The 13,393-nt window shown below is 45.0% G+C and carries 15 protein-coding genes and 1 other annotated feature; all 15 genes read left to right on the top strand.

All coding sequences use genetic code 11. The features are described from left to right. Positions 1 to 54 precede the first annotated feature (54 nt). Complete coding sequence (gene cysE / locus NSQ29_RS30085) at positions 55 to 747, top strand: serine O-acetyltransferase (RefSeq protein WP_042192199.1); 693 nt, start codon at positions 55 to 57, stop codon at positions 745 to 747. A gap of 49 nt (positions 748 to 796) precedes the next feature. Further along, positions 797 to 2,206, top strand: coding sequence for a cysteine--tRNA ligase (gene cysS, locus NSQ29_RS30090; RefSeq protein ID WP_042192197.1), 1,410 nt, complete (start codon positions 797 to 799; stop codon positions 2,204 to 2,206). Next, positions 2,203 to 2,637: a Mini-ribonuclease 3 gene (locus NSQ29_RS30095; protein WP_042192194.1), complete on the top strand. Its 435-nt coding sequence runs from the start codon at positions 2,203 to 2,205 to the stop codon at positions 2,635 to 2,637. The genes cysS and NSQ29_RS30095 overlap by 4 nt, the downstream gene beginning before the upstream one ends. A gap of 37 nt (positions 2,638 to 2,674) precedes the next feature. Further along, on the top strand, positions 2,675 to 3,439 hold the full coding sequence (gene rlmB, locus NSQ29_RS30100; protein ID WP_042131237.1) for a 23S rRNA (guanosine(2251)-2'-O)-methyltransferase RlmB: 765 nt from the start codon (positions 2,675 to 2,677) through the stop codon (positions 3,437 to 3,439). Between the two features lie 2 nt (positions 3,440 to 3,441). Then, positions 3,442 to 3,963, top strand: a complete 522-nt coding sequence (locus NSQ29_RS30105) for an NYN domain-containing protein (RefSeq protein ID WP_076286854.1) — start codon at positions 3,442 to 3,444, stop codon at positions 3,961 to 3,963. A 158-nt stretch (positions 3,964 to 4,121) separates the two neighbouring features. After that, on the top strand, positions 4,122 to 4,766 hold the full coding sequence (gene sigH, locus NSQ29_RS30110) for an RNA polymerase sporulation sigma factor SigH (RefSeq protein ID WP_036680496.1): 645 nt from the start codon (positions 4,122 to 4,124) through the stop codon (positions 4,764 to 4,766). A 391-nt stretch (positions 4,767 to 5,157) separates the two neighbouring features. Further along, the gene (rpmG, locus tag NSQ29_RS30115; RefSeq protein WP_076099620.1) at positions 5,158 to 5,307 is read left to right on the top strand and encodes a 50S ribosomal protein L33; all 150 of its coding nucleotides are present in this window, start codon (positions 5,158 to 5,160) and stop codon (positions 5,305 to 5,307) included. Positions 5,308 to 5,327: 20 nt separating this feature from the next. After that, positions 5,328 to 5,519 carry a preprotein translocase subunit SecE gene (secE, locus tag NSQ29_RS30120; RefSeq protein WP_036680497.1) on the top strand — a complete coding sequence of 64 codons (192 nt, stop codon included), beginning with the start codon at positions 5,328 to 5,330 and terminating at the stop codon, positions 5,517 to 5,519. A 21-nt stretch (positions 5,520 to 5,540) separates the two neighbouring features. After that, positions 5,541 to 6,074, top strand: coding sequence for a transcription termination/antitermination protein NusG (gene nusG, locus NSQ29_RS30125; RefSeq protein ID WP_036680499.1), 534 nt, complete (start codon positions 5,541 to 5,543; stop codon positions 6,072 to 6,074). 75 nt (positions 6,075 to 6,149) lie between these two features. Next, entirely contained in the window at positions 6,150 to 6,575 is a 426-nt protein-coding gene (gene rplK / locus NSQ29_RS30130; protein WP_042131235.1) for a 50S ribosomal protein L11, read from the top strand. 82 nt (positions 6,576 to 6,657) lie between these two features. Continuing rightward, complete coding sequence (gene rplA / locus NSQ29_RS30135) at positions 6,658 to 7,350, top strand: 50S ribosomal protein L1 (RefSeq protein WP_036680504.1); 693 nt, start codon at positions 6,658 to 6,660, stop codon at positions 7,348 to 7,350. A gap of 67 nt (positions 7,351 to 7,417) precedes the next feature. After that, positions 7,418 to 7,570: a sequence feature (ribosomal protein L10 leader region), on the top strand. Positions 7,571 to 7,634: 64 nt separating this feature from the next. Next, a complete protein-coding gene (gene rplJ / locus NSQ29_RS30140; RefSeq protein WP_042192187.1) occupies positions 7,635 to 8,138 on the top strand; it encodes a 50S ribosomal protein L10 in 504 nt (167 codons plus the stop codon). A gap of 66 nt (positions 8,139 to 8,204) precedes the next feature. Beyond that, positions 8,205 to 8,564, top strand: coding sequence for a 50S ribosomal protein L7/L12 (gene rplL / locus NSQ29_RS30145; protein ID WP_036680508.1), 360 nt, complete (start codon positions 8,205 to 8,207; stop codon positions 8,562 to 8,564). Between the two features lie 211 nt (positions 8,565 to 8,775). Continuing rightward, a complete protein-coding gene (locus NSQ29_RS30150) occupies positions 8,776 to 9,375 on the top strand; it encodes a class I SAM-dependent methyltransferase (RefSeq protein WP_042192184.1) in 600 nt (199 codons plus the stop codon). 423 nt (positions 9,376 to 9,798) lie between these two features. Further along, positions 9,799 to 13,344, top strand: a complete 3,546-nt coding sequence (rpoB, locus tag NSQ29_RS30155) for a DNA-directed RNA polymerase subunit beta (protein ID WP_042131231.1) — start codon at positions 9,799 to 9,801, stop codon at positions 13,342 to 13,344. The last annotated feature ends 49 nt before the right edge of the window (positions 13,345 to 13,393 follow it).

Here is a 13,393-nt window from a genome sequence, read left to right on the forward strand (position 1 = left end):
TTCCTTGTGTACCTGTAAACAGGAGATGGGGGAGTCAAGAAGAGAGGAACCGTGATGTTTAAGCATATTAAGTCGGACATTCGGGCGGTATTTGATAACGATCCCGCTGCCCGCAGCTGGTTCGAGGTTGTCTTCACATATGCAGGGTTGCACGCCATTTGGGGTCACCGGATTGCCCATTCTTTTTTCAAACGCCGCTGGTATACAATGGCCCGTATGGTCTCACAGTTTAGTAGATTTATGACCGGTGTTGAAATCCATCCCGGAGCTGTCATCGGAAATAGGCTGTTTATCGACCATGGTATGGGGATTGTTATTGGGGAAACCTGTGAAATCGGTGATGATGTTATTATCTATCAAGGTGTTACACTTGGGGGGACAGGGAAAGAAAAAGGTAAGCGCCATCCCACAGTTGGCAACAATGTAGTTATTGGTTCTGGTGCGAAGGTATTAGGATCGTTTCGTATCGGCGACAATTCAAATATAGGTTCGAATGCGGTTGTGCTGCGTGAAGTTCCAAATAACAGTACAGTAGTAGGAAATCCGGGCCGTGTAGTAAAACGTAACGGTGAACGTGTATCCGATCGCTTGGATCATACCAAGATGCCAGACCCGCTTGTAGATTCACTTCGCTTTCTGCAAAAAGAGATCGAAGAGATCAGAGAGAAGCTTGGCGAAGAAGATAAGCAAAAGACCGCGCAGCGGCTAGTCGAAACTCAGCAGTACATTGGTGATTACGAAATTTAAGCATATCCGGTACTTTAGGAATCGGGACAACAGAAAGGGTTGGAATAGGATGGCTTTACAAATTTACAACACAATGACACGCAGCAAGGAGCAGTTTGTGCCCCAAGAGTCGGGCAAAGTGAAAATGTATGTATGTGGTCCAACCGTTTATGGATATATGCATATCGGAAATGCTAGACCTATTATTGTCTTTGATATGGTCCGGAATTATTTGGAGCAACTCGGCAATGAGGTACGGTATGTTACGAACTTCACAGATGTAGATGATAAACTGATACGCAAAGCAGAAGAAATGAACACTTCAGTAGCAGAGGTTGCTGAGATTTTTATTAATGCTTATCGTGAGGATCTTGAAGGGCTTGGAGTAAAACCGGCAACATTGAATCCGCGGGTAACAGAAAGCATGGAGCTGATCATTGGATTCATTAAAGAGCTCGAGGAAAAAGGGTATGCCTACGAGAGTGGTGGCGATGTATACTACCGTACTTCCAAATTTGAAGACTATGGTAAGCTGTCCCGTCAGAATCTAGATGAATTACAGTTTGGTATTCGCGTGGAGGTAGACTCACGGAAAGAGAAACCTGAGGACTTTGTGCTGTGGAAAGCAGCAAAACCAGGTGAAGTGTACTGGCAGAGCCCGTGGGGAAATGGACGCCCAGGCTGGCATATTGAATGCTCGGCCATGGCAAGAGAGTTCTTGGGGGATACGATGGACATCCACGGGGGTGGACAAGATTTGCAGTTCCCGCATCATGAATGCGAATGCGCTCAGACAGAAGCTCTGACGGGTAAGCCACTCTCTAATTACTGGATGCATAATGGATTTATCAACATCGGTGATGAAAAAATGTCGAAATCATTGGGTAACGGTTGGCTTGTGAAAGATATCCGTGGGCAATTTAAAGCTGGGACTATTCGTTATTTCATGCTATCGACCCATTATCGTAATCCGTTGAACTTCTCGGTGGATTCAATGACTTCAGCTGAAAAGAGCGTAGAACGTATCTCACTTGCAGAAAGTAACGTTAAGCATCGTCTTGAACTTGCTGCTGAAGGTGCTCAGGGTGAGGTCAGCTTAGAGATTAATGATAAGTTATCTGCTATTGTGGCCAATTTTCATGCTAGAATGCAGGATGACTTTAATACCCCTGATGCGATTACCGCTATGTTTGATTGGGTGAGTCTTGCAAACCATACCCTTGCGAATAGTGAAGCAGCCCCTGCTGATTTTGCTGCGCTCTTGCAAGCTTTTGGGGAAATGAATGCTGTGCTGCGTTTGACACCTGAGCATGAGGAAGAAGAGATCGCGAGTGAAGAAGTTGAACGATTGATCGCGGAGCGGGTTGAAGCGCGTAAAAATAAGAATTGGAGCCGGTCCGATGAGATTCGTGATGAATTAGGTCGCTTGGGCATATTGCTTGAGGATACTCCGCAAGGAATGCGGTGGCGGCGGAAATGAGTGAGGAACGCAAGTTTCAGAACGGGTGGTTTCCTTACGAGCCTTCCAAACCTGCGCGACTCCTCTCGCCAATTGTGCTTGCCTATGTAGGAGATGCCATTTACGAAGTGTCAGTTCGCCAGTATTTAGTATCTCTTCCGAATTTGCGCCCAAACCATTTGCATCGCTCTGCTACAGGACTTGTATCCGCTAAGGCGCAGAGTGCAATTCTTGGATTTTTGGAGCCAAGTCTCACAGAAGAGGAAAAAGATGTCGCCCGTCAGGGGAGAAATGCTAAATCGGGAAGTATTCCTAAGAATGCAGATGTGCTTGAATACCGTCATGCTACTGCTTTTGAGTGTCTGATAGGTTACTTATACTACACAGGTCAACAGGAGAGAATACAAGAAATTGTGAACAGTGGCATACAGTTTATGTTGAAACAGCCGTGATAAGGCTTTTGCGAAATAGAGAATAGGAGAAGTGAACATGGAAGAAGATTTGAAGACAGAAGAGGAAATATTGGCTGGGAAGCATTCAGTGCTTGAGGCGCTTCGTGCGGGTCGTACATTAAATAAAATATGGATTGCAGAAACGGCTCAGAAGCATCTGACCGCACCAATCGTCGCTGAAGCACGTAAAGCGGGGATTGTCATTCAGCATGTGGACAAACGTAAGCTGGATCAGCTTGCTCCTGGAGTTCAACATCAGGGGGTAGTTGCTCAAGCCGCGCCTTTTGCCTATGTCGAGGTAGATGATCTGCTGGCTGCAGCTGAAGCCAAAGGAGAGCCTGCATTCTTGATTTTGCTGGATGAGATTGAAGATCCTCATAACCTAGGGTCCATTCTGCGGACAGCAGATTGTACTGGAGTGCATGGAGTAATCGTACCTAAACGTCGTTCGGCTCAGATTACTGCTACCGTCTCCAAAACATCGGCGGGTGCCGTGGAATATGTTCCGGTTGCGCGGGTGACTAACCTAGGTCAGACCATTGATCGTCTGAAAGAGCAGGGAGTCTGGGTAGTAGGTACGGATGTGGATACAGATCAGAATCTGTTTGGATCCAATATTTTCACAGGACCGGTAGCTGTTGTAATCGGTAATGAGAATAAAGGGATGGGACGCCTGATTCGTGAAAAATGTGATGTATTACTTAAGCTGCCGATGGCCGGAAAGATCAATTCATTAAATGCCTCTGTCGCCGCAGGAGTCATTATGTATGAAGTGGTACGCCTTCGGCAACAGCAGGGATAACTATGGCCGACTGGCGCGATGTGCTGCTTGTGGACGGGTATAATATGATCGGTGGCTGGCCGGAACTAGCGGCACTGTCCCAGATTGGTATGCAGGAAGCACGCGACCGCTTGATGGATTTGCTGGCTGATTACCAGGCTTACTCAGGACGACGAGTTATTGCTGTGTTTGATGCATACCGCGTTCCAGGATTGGGGCGGTCATTTGTCCAGGGGAAAGTCCAGGTGTTTTTCACCAAGGAAAAAGAAACCGCAGATGAATGCATCGAGCGATTGGTTGGAGAATTTAGCAACCGACGTCGGCAGATCTATGTTGCAACAAGTGACTTTGTGGAGCAACATATTATTTTCGCCCAAGGTGCACTGCGGATTTCTGCAAGAGAATTGCACCTAGAAATTGAAGAGAACCAGAAACAAGTGAAAAAAGCTATCGAACCGGGAAGTATCAGCTCTACACGTCATTCTTTGGAAGACAAACTGCCTCCTGATGTGCGGAGTAAACTGGAAAATTGGCGTAGGCAGTGACAAGAGGAAAGATTTAGGTAATATTTTTATTCCATTTTATGCTATTCCAGATTGTTTTTGGACAAATCCGGTTGACGGTGTAAGGTAACATAATATATACTGATCCTATATTTCGCGAAGTAACGATGTGTCTTGCGTTGCAGCCGGGGGGATTCTTGGTGAGTGTCGACCTCAAGGAAATAATGCTATCCGAGTATGATTTCATAAGTGATGAAGATATTGTCGAGGCTTTCCGTGGTGGCGACAGTGGCGCATTGGAACACTTAATTAATAAATACCGTAATTTTGTACGTGCTAAAGCCCGCTCATATTTCTTGATCGGGGCAGATCGTGAAGATATTGTTCAAGAAGGAATGATTGGTCTCTATAAGGCTATTCGTGACTTTAAAGGTGACAAGCTCTCTTCATTCAAGGCTTTTGCTGAGCTCTGCATAACACGTCAGATTATAACTGCTATTAAGACGGCCACGCGTCAGAAGCATATTCCGCTCAATTCTTATGTTTCTTTGGATAAGCCCATTTATGATGAAGATTCCGACCGGACGCTTATGGATGTCATTTGTGGAACTCAGGTACTAGATCCAGAAGAGCTAATTATCAATCAAGAAGAATTCATTGGACTTGAAGATAAGATGGCGGAGATTTTAAGTGACCTAGAGCGTAAGGTTCTGATGTTGTATTTAGACGGACGATCTTATCAGGAAATTGCTGAAGATCTGAAGCGGCATGTGAAATCTATTGACAACGCTTTACAACGAGTAAAGCGGAAATTAGAAAGATATCTAGAAGTGCGTGACAATTAATGATATAATGAACACAAGAGGGCTCGTACATCGAGTTCTTTTTTTTAGTCTCATGAAATTGCTTAGATAGAATTAGGAGCTAACACCATAAATTTCTATTTGAGTCGATTTTAGTTGTTGCCGTTGAGGGTAGGTTTATACACAGTCGGAATGCCCCATAATGATAAGGAAGACAGCGAAGTGTGAGGAAGAGATAGACCCAAGGACAGGGTACGGCCATATGACTATAACACCCGAAATTACCCAGTGCAGAACGGAATTCTTTCGTTGACACAGACCTTGACATTATGCTAAAGTGTTTTAGGTAGGCCTAAATTCGCGGCTTTTTTTAGGATCAATATTTACGTCTTCTAATTGTAATGTTAGAAGGACGTCTCGGGAGGTGCACATCATGCGGGTAATTATCACTTTGGCTTGTACAAGTTGCAAACAAAGAAACTATGCGACTACCAAAAACAAGCGAAATCACCCCGACCGCATGGAGATGAAGAAATTTTGCAAGTATTGTAACTCGCAAACTCCTCATCGCGAAACCAGATAGTCTGTGGAGGTGTAGTCGGCATGAAACGTAGTTTCAAGTCTATGTTTTCCTTTTTCACTGAGAGCTGGAGTGAACTCAAAAAAGTTCGCTGGCCAAGTCGTAAAGAATTGACCAACTATACATTGATCGTTCTCGGTACAATTGTAGTTGTCGCTATTTACTTCTGGGTTCTGGACATCGGTATTTCCGCTGTGATTGAAGCGATTATTTAGAGAGGTCCCAGGTGGCTTGATATGGAAAAAAGATGGTATGTCGTTCATACCTATTCTGGGTATGAGAATAAGGTCAAAGCCAATTTGGAAAAGCGCGTTGAGTCCATGGGCATGGAAGACAAAATATTCCGCGTTCTTGTTCCTATGGAAGAAGAAATCGTAAACAAAGACGGTAAGAAAAAAACCGTTATGCGTAAAGTTTACCCGGGTTATGTTTTGGTGGAAATGGTTCAGACTGATGATTCCTGGTATGTTGTCCGCAATACTCCGGGCGTTACTGGATTTGTTGGTTCGACAGGCTCAGGGTCTAAACCAACAGCTTTGCTTCCGGAAGAGGTAGAACAAATTCTGAAGCATATGGGCATGGTTGAACCTAAAGCGAAGATTGATTTCGAAATCAAGGAATCCGTACGTATTATGGTTGGTCCGTTTGCGAATTTTGTGGGATCCGTGGAAGAAATTTTGGCTGACAAGAGCAAGATCAAAGTGCATGTGAACATGTTTGGACGGGAAACCCCGCTAGAGTTGGATTTCACTCAAGTGGAGAAAATATAACATAAGCTAAGGGTTTCTTGTGGGAGAGCGCCAATGGCGTTCGAAGACCACTATTTTTGCAAGGAGGTGTCACTCATGGCTAAAAAAGTTATTAAAATGGTGAAACTGCAGATTCCTGCAGGGAAAGCGAATCCAGCGCCTCCAGTAGGTCCGGCGTTAGGTCAAGCAGGTGTCAACATCATGGCATTCTGTAAGGAATTTAATGCTCGTACTGCCGACCAGGCTGGCTTGATCATTCCGGTTGAAATTACAGTATTTGAAGACCGTTCCTTTACGTTCATCACTAAAACTCCTCCGGCTGCTGTTCTGCTTCGCATCGCTGCTAAAGTAGAAAAAGGATCCGGCGAACCAAACAAGAAAAAAGTAGCAAAAATCGGCCGCGCTGCGGTTCGTGAAATTGCTGAAACAAAAATGCCAGACCTTAACGCTGCATCTGTAGAAGCTGCAATGCGTATGGTTGAAGGTACTGCTCGCAGTATGGGTATCACAATCGAAGACTAGTAGTTTTCGAAGAATCGGTCATTCGTGACCCGCAAGTATGTGGGAGGAATTTCCGCTAACACCACAAAGGAGGAACATTTTCATGGCTAAACATGGTAAGAAATACCAAGAAGCTGCTAAGCTGATCAACAGCGAAGCAACTTACGAGCCTTCAGAAGCTGTAGAGCTTGTGAAAAAGGCAGCGACTGCAAAATTCGACGAAACCGTTGAAGCAGCAGTTCGTCTGGGTGTAGACCCGCGTAAACAAGACCAAGCAGTTCGTGGTGTTGTTGTCCTGCCTCACGGCACTGGTAAAACACAACGCGTGCTTGTATTTGCAAAAGGTGAAAAAGCGAAAGAGGCAGAAGCTGCTGGCGCGGATTTTGTTGGTGATCAAGACATGATCAACAAAATTCAACAAGGCTGGTTTGAATTTGATGTCTGCGTAGCTACACCTGATATGATGAGTGAAGTCGGTAAACTGGGTCGTCTGCTTGGTGGTAAAGGTCTTATGCCTAACCCTAAAGCTGGCACAGTTACATTCGATGTTTCCAAGGCTGTGCAAGAAATCAAAGCCGGTAAAATCGAATATCGTCTTGACAAAGCAGGTCAAATTCACGCGCCAATCGGCAAAGTGTCCTTTGATGCTGCACAATTGAACGATAACCTTAAAGCTCTTATCGACGCTTTGAACCGTGCGAAACCAGCTGCTGCTAAAGGTGTATACCTTAAAGGCATCTCGATTTCTTCCACAATGGGTCCTAGCGCTCGTGTGAACACAACCGTCTTCAGATAAATAAGGGTTGACTCTTTGGGTCAATTTTGATAATCTATAACAGTTGTGAAACTTAAGGTATCAATCTTAACCTTGAATATGCTTACCGTAGACAGTAGGTGCCTTAGTGCTTAATTCCCTACCGAGGTGTTGTGATAGAAACAAGAAGTAACGAGCTCGCTCGTATAACTTTCGTTTTATCAAGCCTTCGTGATTCTGCGGAGGCTTTTCTAATGCCTGCGTAGGAGCGGTGATGCTTTCCTTGGAAAGGACGCCGACACATAAATTTTCAGGAGGTGTATACATTGGCAAATGCAAAAGTAATTCAAGCAAAACAGGATGCGGTTGACGTTGTTACTGCGAAACTGCAAAACAGTCTTTCGACTGTTGTAGCGGACTATCGTGGATTGAACGTTTCCCAAGTGACTGAACTGCGTAAGCAACTTCGTGAAGCTGGCGTTGAGTTTCAAGTCCTGAAGAACACATTGCTACGTCGCGCAACTGCTGCGGCTGAGTTGACTGAGTTGGATGAAGTTTTGACTGGTCCAACAGCTATCGCATTCAGCACAACTGATGCAGTAGCTCCAGCTAAAATTTTGAACGATTTCGCCAAGAAAAACGACGCTTTGAAATTGAAAGGCGGCGTAGTAGAAGGACGTGTCATCGACGCGGACCAATTGAAAGCACTGGCTGAGCTTCCATCCCGCGATGGTTTGCTGTCCATGCTGCTTAGCGTACTTCAAGCTCCAATGCGCAACTTCGCGCTTGCAGTTAAAGCTGTTGCTGAAAAAGAAGAACAAAGCGCGTAAGCCTTTGGCTCTTGCAGCATAAATCAATACCACAAACAAATTTAAATTATAAATGGAGGTTCAATCATGAGTAAAGAAGCAATCTTGGAAGCAATTAAAGGCATGAGCGTATTGGAACTGAACGACCTGGTTAAAGCAATTGAAGAAGAATTCGGCGTAACAGCAGCAGCTCCAGTAGCAGCTGGCGGTGCGGTAGCAGCAGTAGCTGAAGAGCAATCCGAATTTGACGTAATTTTGACAGGCGCTGGCGCTTCCAAAATCAACGTTATCAAAATCGTTCGCGAAATCACAGGCCTTGGCTTGAAAGAAGCTAAAGACCTTGTAGACAACGCACCAAAAGCAATCAAAGAAAAAGTAAGCAAAGACGAAGCCGAAGCTACTAAAGCAAAATTGGAAGAAGCAGGCGCAGCTGTAGAAGTGAAGTAATTCCTTCTATACTGAAAACCCCTTGAACTTGTTCAAGGGGTTTATTTTATAAAAATATAAGAAAGTATAAGTTTCACGTTATACTTTATCTTTATATTTCTCGCTTGAACGCTTACCGTCCTTATAAGGACATCAGAGGCGTTTATGCTTGATAGAGTTAGTAGGGTTGTGTGAATACAAACTATTAACATAAAGGAAAGGGAGGATAGAGATGTCGCAACATTATTATTCGCAGCAACCGGAAGTGCGTCATGACAGACGTACCATCGACACCGTTCTAAGAGGCAAAAGCTTTCGCTTCACAAGTGATGCGGGTGTGTTCTCTAAAGGAGACATCGATTACGGTAGTCGAGTTCTCATTGAAGCTATGGATATTCCGGACGGTTCGGCAGTGCTTGATGTGGGCTGCGGATATGGACCGATAGGTATAAGTGCAGCATACCTAGCCCCCAAAGGGCAAGTTACGATGATTGATATTAATAGTCGTGCGGTAGAACTTGCGCGTGAAAATGCCCAGCACAATGGAATCCGGAATGTTACGGTAATGGAAAGCGATGTGCTCGGCGCATTGAATGAACAACAAAAGTTCGATGTGATTCTTACCAATCCTCCGATACGTGCAGGAAAAGCTGTAGTGCATCAGATTTTTGAAGAAGCTTATGAGCATTTAAATGAGGGGGGATTTCTGTGGATTGTTATTCAGAAGAAGCAGGGCGCTCCTTCAGCGGTAGCTAAACTTGAAAGCTTGTTCTCAAATGTAGAAGAAGTGGGCAAAGATAAAGGTTATCGTATTATTAAAGCTCAAAAATAAAAATCAATAGGTTATTGACATGTGATAGTGATAATGGTATTATTATAAAATGTCAGTATTAAGATAGGCTCCATGTCTTTAGTTTGCTGAAAATGTCAAGCGATATATTGTCGCCGGCTAGCGCAAGCCGTACGGCAAGTTTTTTGCGAATTGGTTCTCTATGCTCTGGCGTAGCGAGTGTTACGCGGTAATAGATAATAGCGCATAAACTGTTGCTTGGTGACGTATAATATGTACGTTTTGGGCAAATCTACTGGATAAGGAGTATTTTGGTCATGGATAAGTGCGCTCTTTTTTCGAAGATTTCGATAAGGGCTTTTCTTTTATTTATGACTGAATCCTTGTAGTATGGTTCCATTATACGGTTCCAAACAAGGGTTCGCAATCAATTTTTAAGTGAGTAGACATGAGGGGTGAGTAAAGTTGGCAGGACATCTTGTTCAGTATGGTCGACGCACTCGGCGGAGCTATGCGAGAATTAACGAGGTACTCGAGGTCCCGAACCTGATCGAGATCCAACAAAAATCTTATGATTGGTTTTTGGAGGAAGGATTGCGGGAAATGTTTCAGGACATCTCGCCGATCCAGGATTTCACAGGTAATTTGGTACTAGAGTTCATTGATTACAGCCTGGGTGAACCAAAATATACGGTTGACGACGCTAAAGAGCGGGACGTGACGTATGCGGCTCCTCTGCGTGTAAAGGTGCGGCTCATTAATAAGGAGACCGGTGAGGTCAAAGAGCAGGAAGTGTTCATGGGAGATTTCCCGCTGATGACGGAGACCGGCACTTTTATTATTAACGGTGCGGAACGGGTTATTGTCAGCCAGTTGGTTCGCTCTCCAAGCGTCTATTTCAGCACAAAAGTGGATAAGAACGGCAAAAAAACCTACACCGCCACAGTAATCCCGAACCGCGGAGCCTGGTTGGAACTTGAGACCGACGCTAAGGATATTATGTATGTTCGTATCGATCGGACTCGTAAAATTCCTGTTACCGTGCTTTTGCGTGCTCTCGGTTTCGGTAGTGATGCCGAAATTCTGGAATTGCTTGGCAATGATGAATATATTCGCAATACGCTGGATAAAGACAACACGGACTCCACGGAGAAGGCGCTTATTGAAATTTATGAGCGTTTGCGTCCGGGCGAACCGCCGACACTAGACAATGCCAAAAGTTTGCTGGTCGCGCGTTTCTTTGATCCAAAACGCTACGACCTAGCTAATGTAGGCCGTTACAAAATCAATAAAAAGCTACACATTAAGAACCGTCTTTTCAATCAACGTCTTGCTCAGCCTTTGGTTGACGAAGCTACAGGGGAAATCCTGGCTGAGTCTGGTCAAATGGTCGATCGCAGACTGCTTGATGAATTGATTCCTTACTTCGAAAAGAATGTTGCCTTTAAGAACTACCGTGTTACTGGTGGAGTTATGGACAGCGAAGATATTCCTCTTCAAACGATTGACGTATTCTCGCCAATTGAAGAAGGTCGGGTTATTAAGCTGATCGCTAACGGCAACATCGACAAGTCTGTTAAGCACATTACTCAAGCTGATATTATATCCTCGATCAGCTACTTTATTAATTTGCTTCACGGAATTGGTAATACCGATGATATCGACCATCTGGGTAACCGTCGTCTGCGTTCTGTGGGTGAACTTCTGCAAAATCAGTTCCGTATCGGTTTGTCCCGTATGGAGCGCGTTGTGCGTGAAAGAATGTCGATTCAGGATGCTAATGCAATTACGCCTCAAGCTCTGATCAATATTCGTCCGGTTATCGCGTCCATTAAAGAGTTCTTCGGTAGCTCCCAGCTGTCTCAGTTTATGGACCAGACGAACCCACTTGCGGAACTTACGCATAAACGTCGTCTGTCTGCACTCGGACCTGGTGGTTTGACACGTGAACGCGCGGGCTTTGAAGTTCGTGACGTCCATCACAGTCACTACGGCCGGATGTGTCCAATTGAAACACCGGAAGGTCCGAACATTGGATTGATCAACTCCTTGTCCACCTTTGCTCGTATCAACGAATACGGCTTTATCGAAGCTCCGTATCGTTGGGTAGATCCAAAGACAGGTAAGGTAACTGAACAAATCGATTATCTGACTGCTGATGAGGAAGATAATTATGTAGTTGCTCAGGCTAACGTATTGATCGATGAAGATGGCTCCTTTAAGGAAGACATGGTAATCGTTCGTTACAATAAAGACTCTGACAACATTACAACAATGCCAAGTAATCGTGTAGATTACATGGACGTTTCGCCTAAACAGGTCGTATCCGTCGCTACGGCGCTCATTCCGTTCCTTGAGAACGATGACTCCAACCGCGCTCTGATGGGATCTAACATGCAGCGTCAAGCCGTTCCACTTCTAATTCCTAAAGCTCCGCTCGTCGGAACAGGGATGGAACATAAATCCGCTAAGGATTCTGGCGTATGTGTTGTTTCTAAATATGACGGTATTATCGAACGCTCTTCAGCTAATGAAATTTGGCTGCGCCGGGTTGAAACTGTCGAAGGCAAAGAAGTTAAAGGCGATATCGTTAAATATAAATTACACAAATTTATGCGTTCTAACCAAGGTACCTGTATTAACCAACGTCCTCTAGCTAAAAGAGGGGATATTGTTAAGAAGGGTGACATCCTGGCGGACGGTCCTTCTACAGAAATGGGCGAACTTGCTCTTGGTCGTAACGTAGTCGTTGCGTTCATGACTTGGGAAGGTTACAACTACGAGGATGCGATCCTGTTAAGTGAAAAGCTAGTTAAGGAAGATGTATACACTTCGATTCATATCGAGGAATACGAATCCGAAGCTCGTGACACTAAACTGGGACCTGAAGAAATCACACGTGATATTCCAAACGTGGGCGAAGAAGCTCTGCGCAATCTTGATGAGCGTGGAATTATCCGCATCGGTGCGGAAATCAGTGCTGGTGACATTCTAGTTGGTAAGGTTACTCCTAAGGGTGTAACTGAATTGACTGCAGAAGAGCGTCTCCTACACGCTATCTTTGGTGAGAAGGCTCGTGAAGTAAGGGATACCTCTTTACGCGTTCCTCACGGTAGTGATGGTATTATCGTTGACGTTAAAGTATTTACACGCGAGAACGGCGATGAGCTGCCTCCTGGCGTAAATCAATTGGTTCGTGTGTACATCGCTCAGAAACGTAAGATTTCTGAAGGTGACAAAATGGCCGGACGTCACGGTAACAAGGGTGTCGTTGCTCGTATCCTGCCAGAAGAAGATATGCCGTTCCTTCCGGACGGTACGCCAGTACAGGTCGTTCTTAACCCTCTAGGCGTTCCTTCTCGTATGAACATCGGACAGGTGCTTGAGGTCCATATTGGTATGGCCGCATTGCGTCTGGGAATTCACATTGCAACGCCGGTATTCGACGGAGCACGTGAGTACGACGTATTTGATACGATGGAAGAAGCTGGTATGCAGCGTAATGGTAAGACTGTATTGTACGATGGTCGTACAGGTGAACGCTTCGAACGTGAAGTTACTGTCGGCGTCATGCATATGATCAAACTGGCGCACATGGTTGATGATAAGATTCACGCCCGTTCAACAGGACCTTACTCACTAGTTACGCAACAGCCACTGGGTGGTAAAGCTCAGTTTGGTGGACAGCGTTTCGGGGAGATGGAAGTGTGGGCGCTTGAAGCTTACGGTGCTGCATATACATTGCAAGAAATTTTGACTGTAAAATCCGATGACGTGGTTGGTCGCGTGAAGACGTACGAATCCATTGTCAAAGGTGAAAATGTACCGGAACCAGGTGTTCCTGAGTCGTTCAAGGTATTGATCAAAGAACTGCAGTCCCTGGGTATGGATGTTAAGATTCTTAGCGGTGACGAGCAGGAAATTGAAATGAGAGAATTGGACGATGAGGACGAGACGTCAGGCGACAAGCTGAGCCTCAATTTAGAAGGCGCAGAAGTCGGAGTAGAATAATCACGTTGGAGCTTTTGAGTTCCATTTTATAAAGGACCGCGCCCTCTTT

The organism is Paenibacillus sp. FSL F4-0236, assembly GCF_038000135.1.
Taxonomy (GTDB): domain Bacteria; phylum Bacillota; class Bacilli; order Paenibacillales; family Paenibacillaceae; genus Paenibacillus_AQ.

Bases quoted from the DNA above. Each gene is read 5' to 3' on its own strand.
- cysE (WP_042192199.1), top strand. From the start codon at position 55: ATGTTTAAGCATATTAAGTCGGACATTCGGGCGGTATTTGATAACGAT.
- cysS (WP_042192197.1), top strand. From the start codon at position 797: ATGGCTTTACAAATTTACAACACAATGACACGCAGCAAGGAGCAGTTT.
- NSQ29_RS30095 (WP_042192194.1), top strand. From the start codon at position 2,203: ATGAGTGAGGAACGCAAGTTTCAGAACGGGTGGTTTCCTTACGAGCCT.
- rlmB (WP_042131237.1), top strand. From the start codon at position 2,675: ATGGAAGAAGATTTGAAGACAGAAGAGGAAATATTGGCTGGGAAGCAT.
- NSQ29_RS30105 (WP_076286854.1), top strand. From the start codon at position 3,442: ATGGCCGACTGGCGCGATGTGCTGCTTGTGGACGGGTATAATATGATC.
- rpmG (WP_076099620.1), top strand. From the start codon at position 5,158: ATGCGGGTAATTATCACTTTGGCTTGTACAAGTTGCAAACAAAGAAAC.
- secE (WP_036680497.1), top strand. From the start codon at position 5,328: ATGAAACGTAGTTTCAAGTCTATGTTTTCCTTTTTCACTGAGAGCTGG.
- nusG (WP_036680499.1), top strand. From the start codon at position 5,541: ATGGAAAAAAGATGGTATGTCGTTCATACCTATTCTGGGTATGAGAAT.
- rplK (WP_042131235.1), top strand. From the start codon at position 6,150: ATGGCTAAAAAAGTTATTAAAATGGTGAAACTGCAGATTCCTGCAGGG.
- rplA (WP_036680504.1), top strand. From the start codon at position 6,658: ATGGCTAAACATGGTAAGAAATACCAAGAAGCTGCTAAGCTGATCAAC.
- rplL (WP_036680508.1), top strand. From the start codon at position 8,205: ATGAGTAAAGAAGCAATCTTGGAAGCAATTAAAGGCATGAGCGTATTG.
- NSQ29_RS30150 (WP_042192184.1), top strand. From the start codon at position 8,776: ATGTCGCAACATTATTATTCGCAGCAACCGGAAGTGCGTCATGACAGA.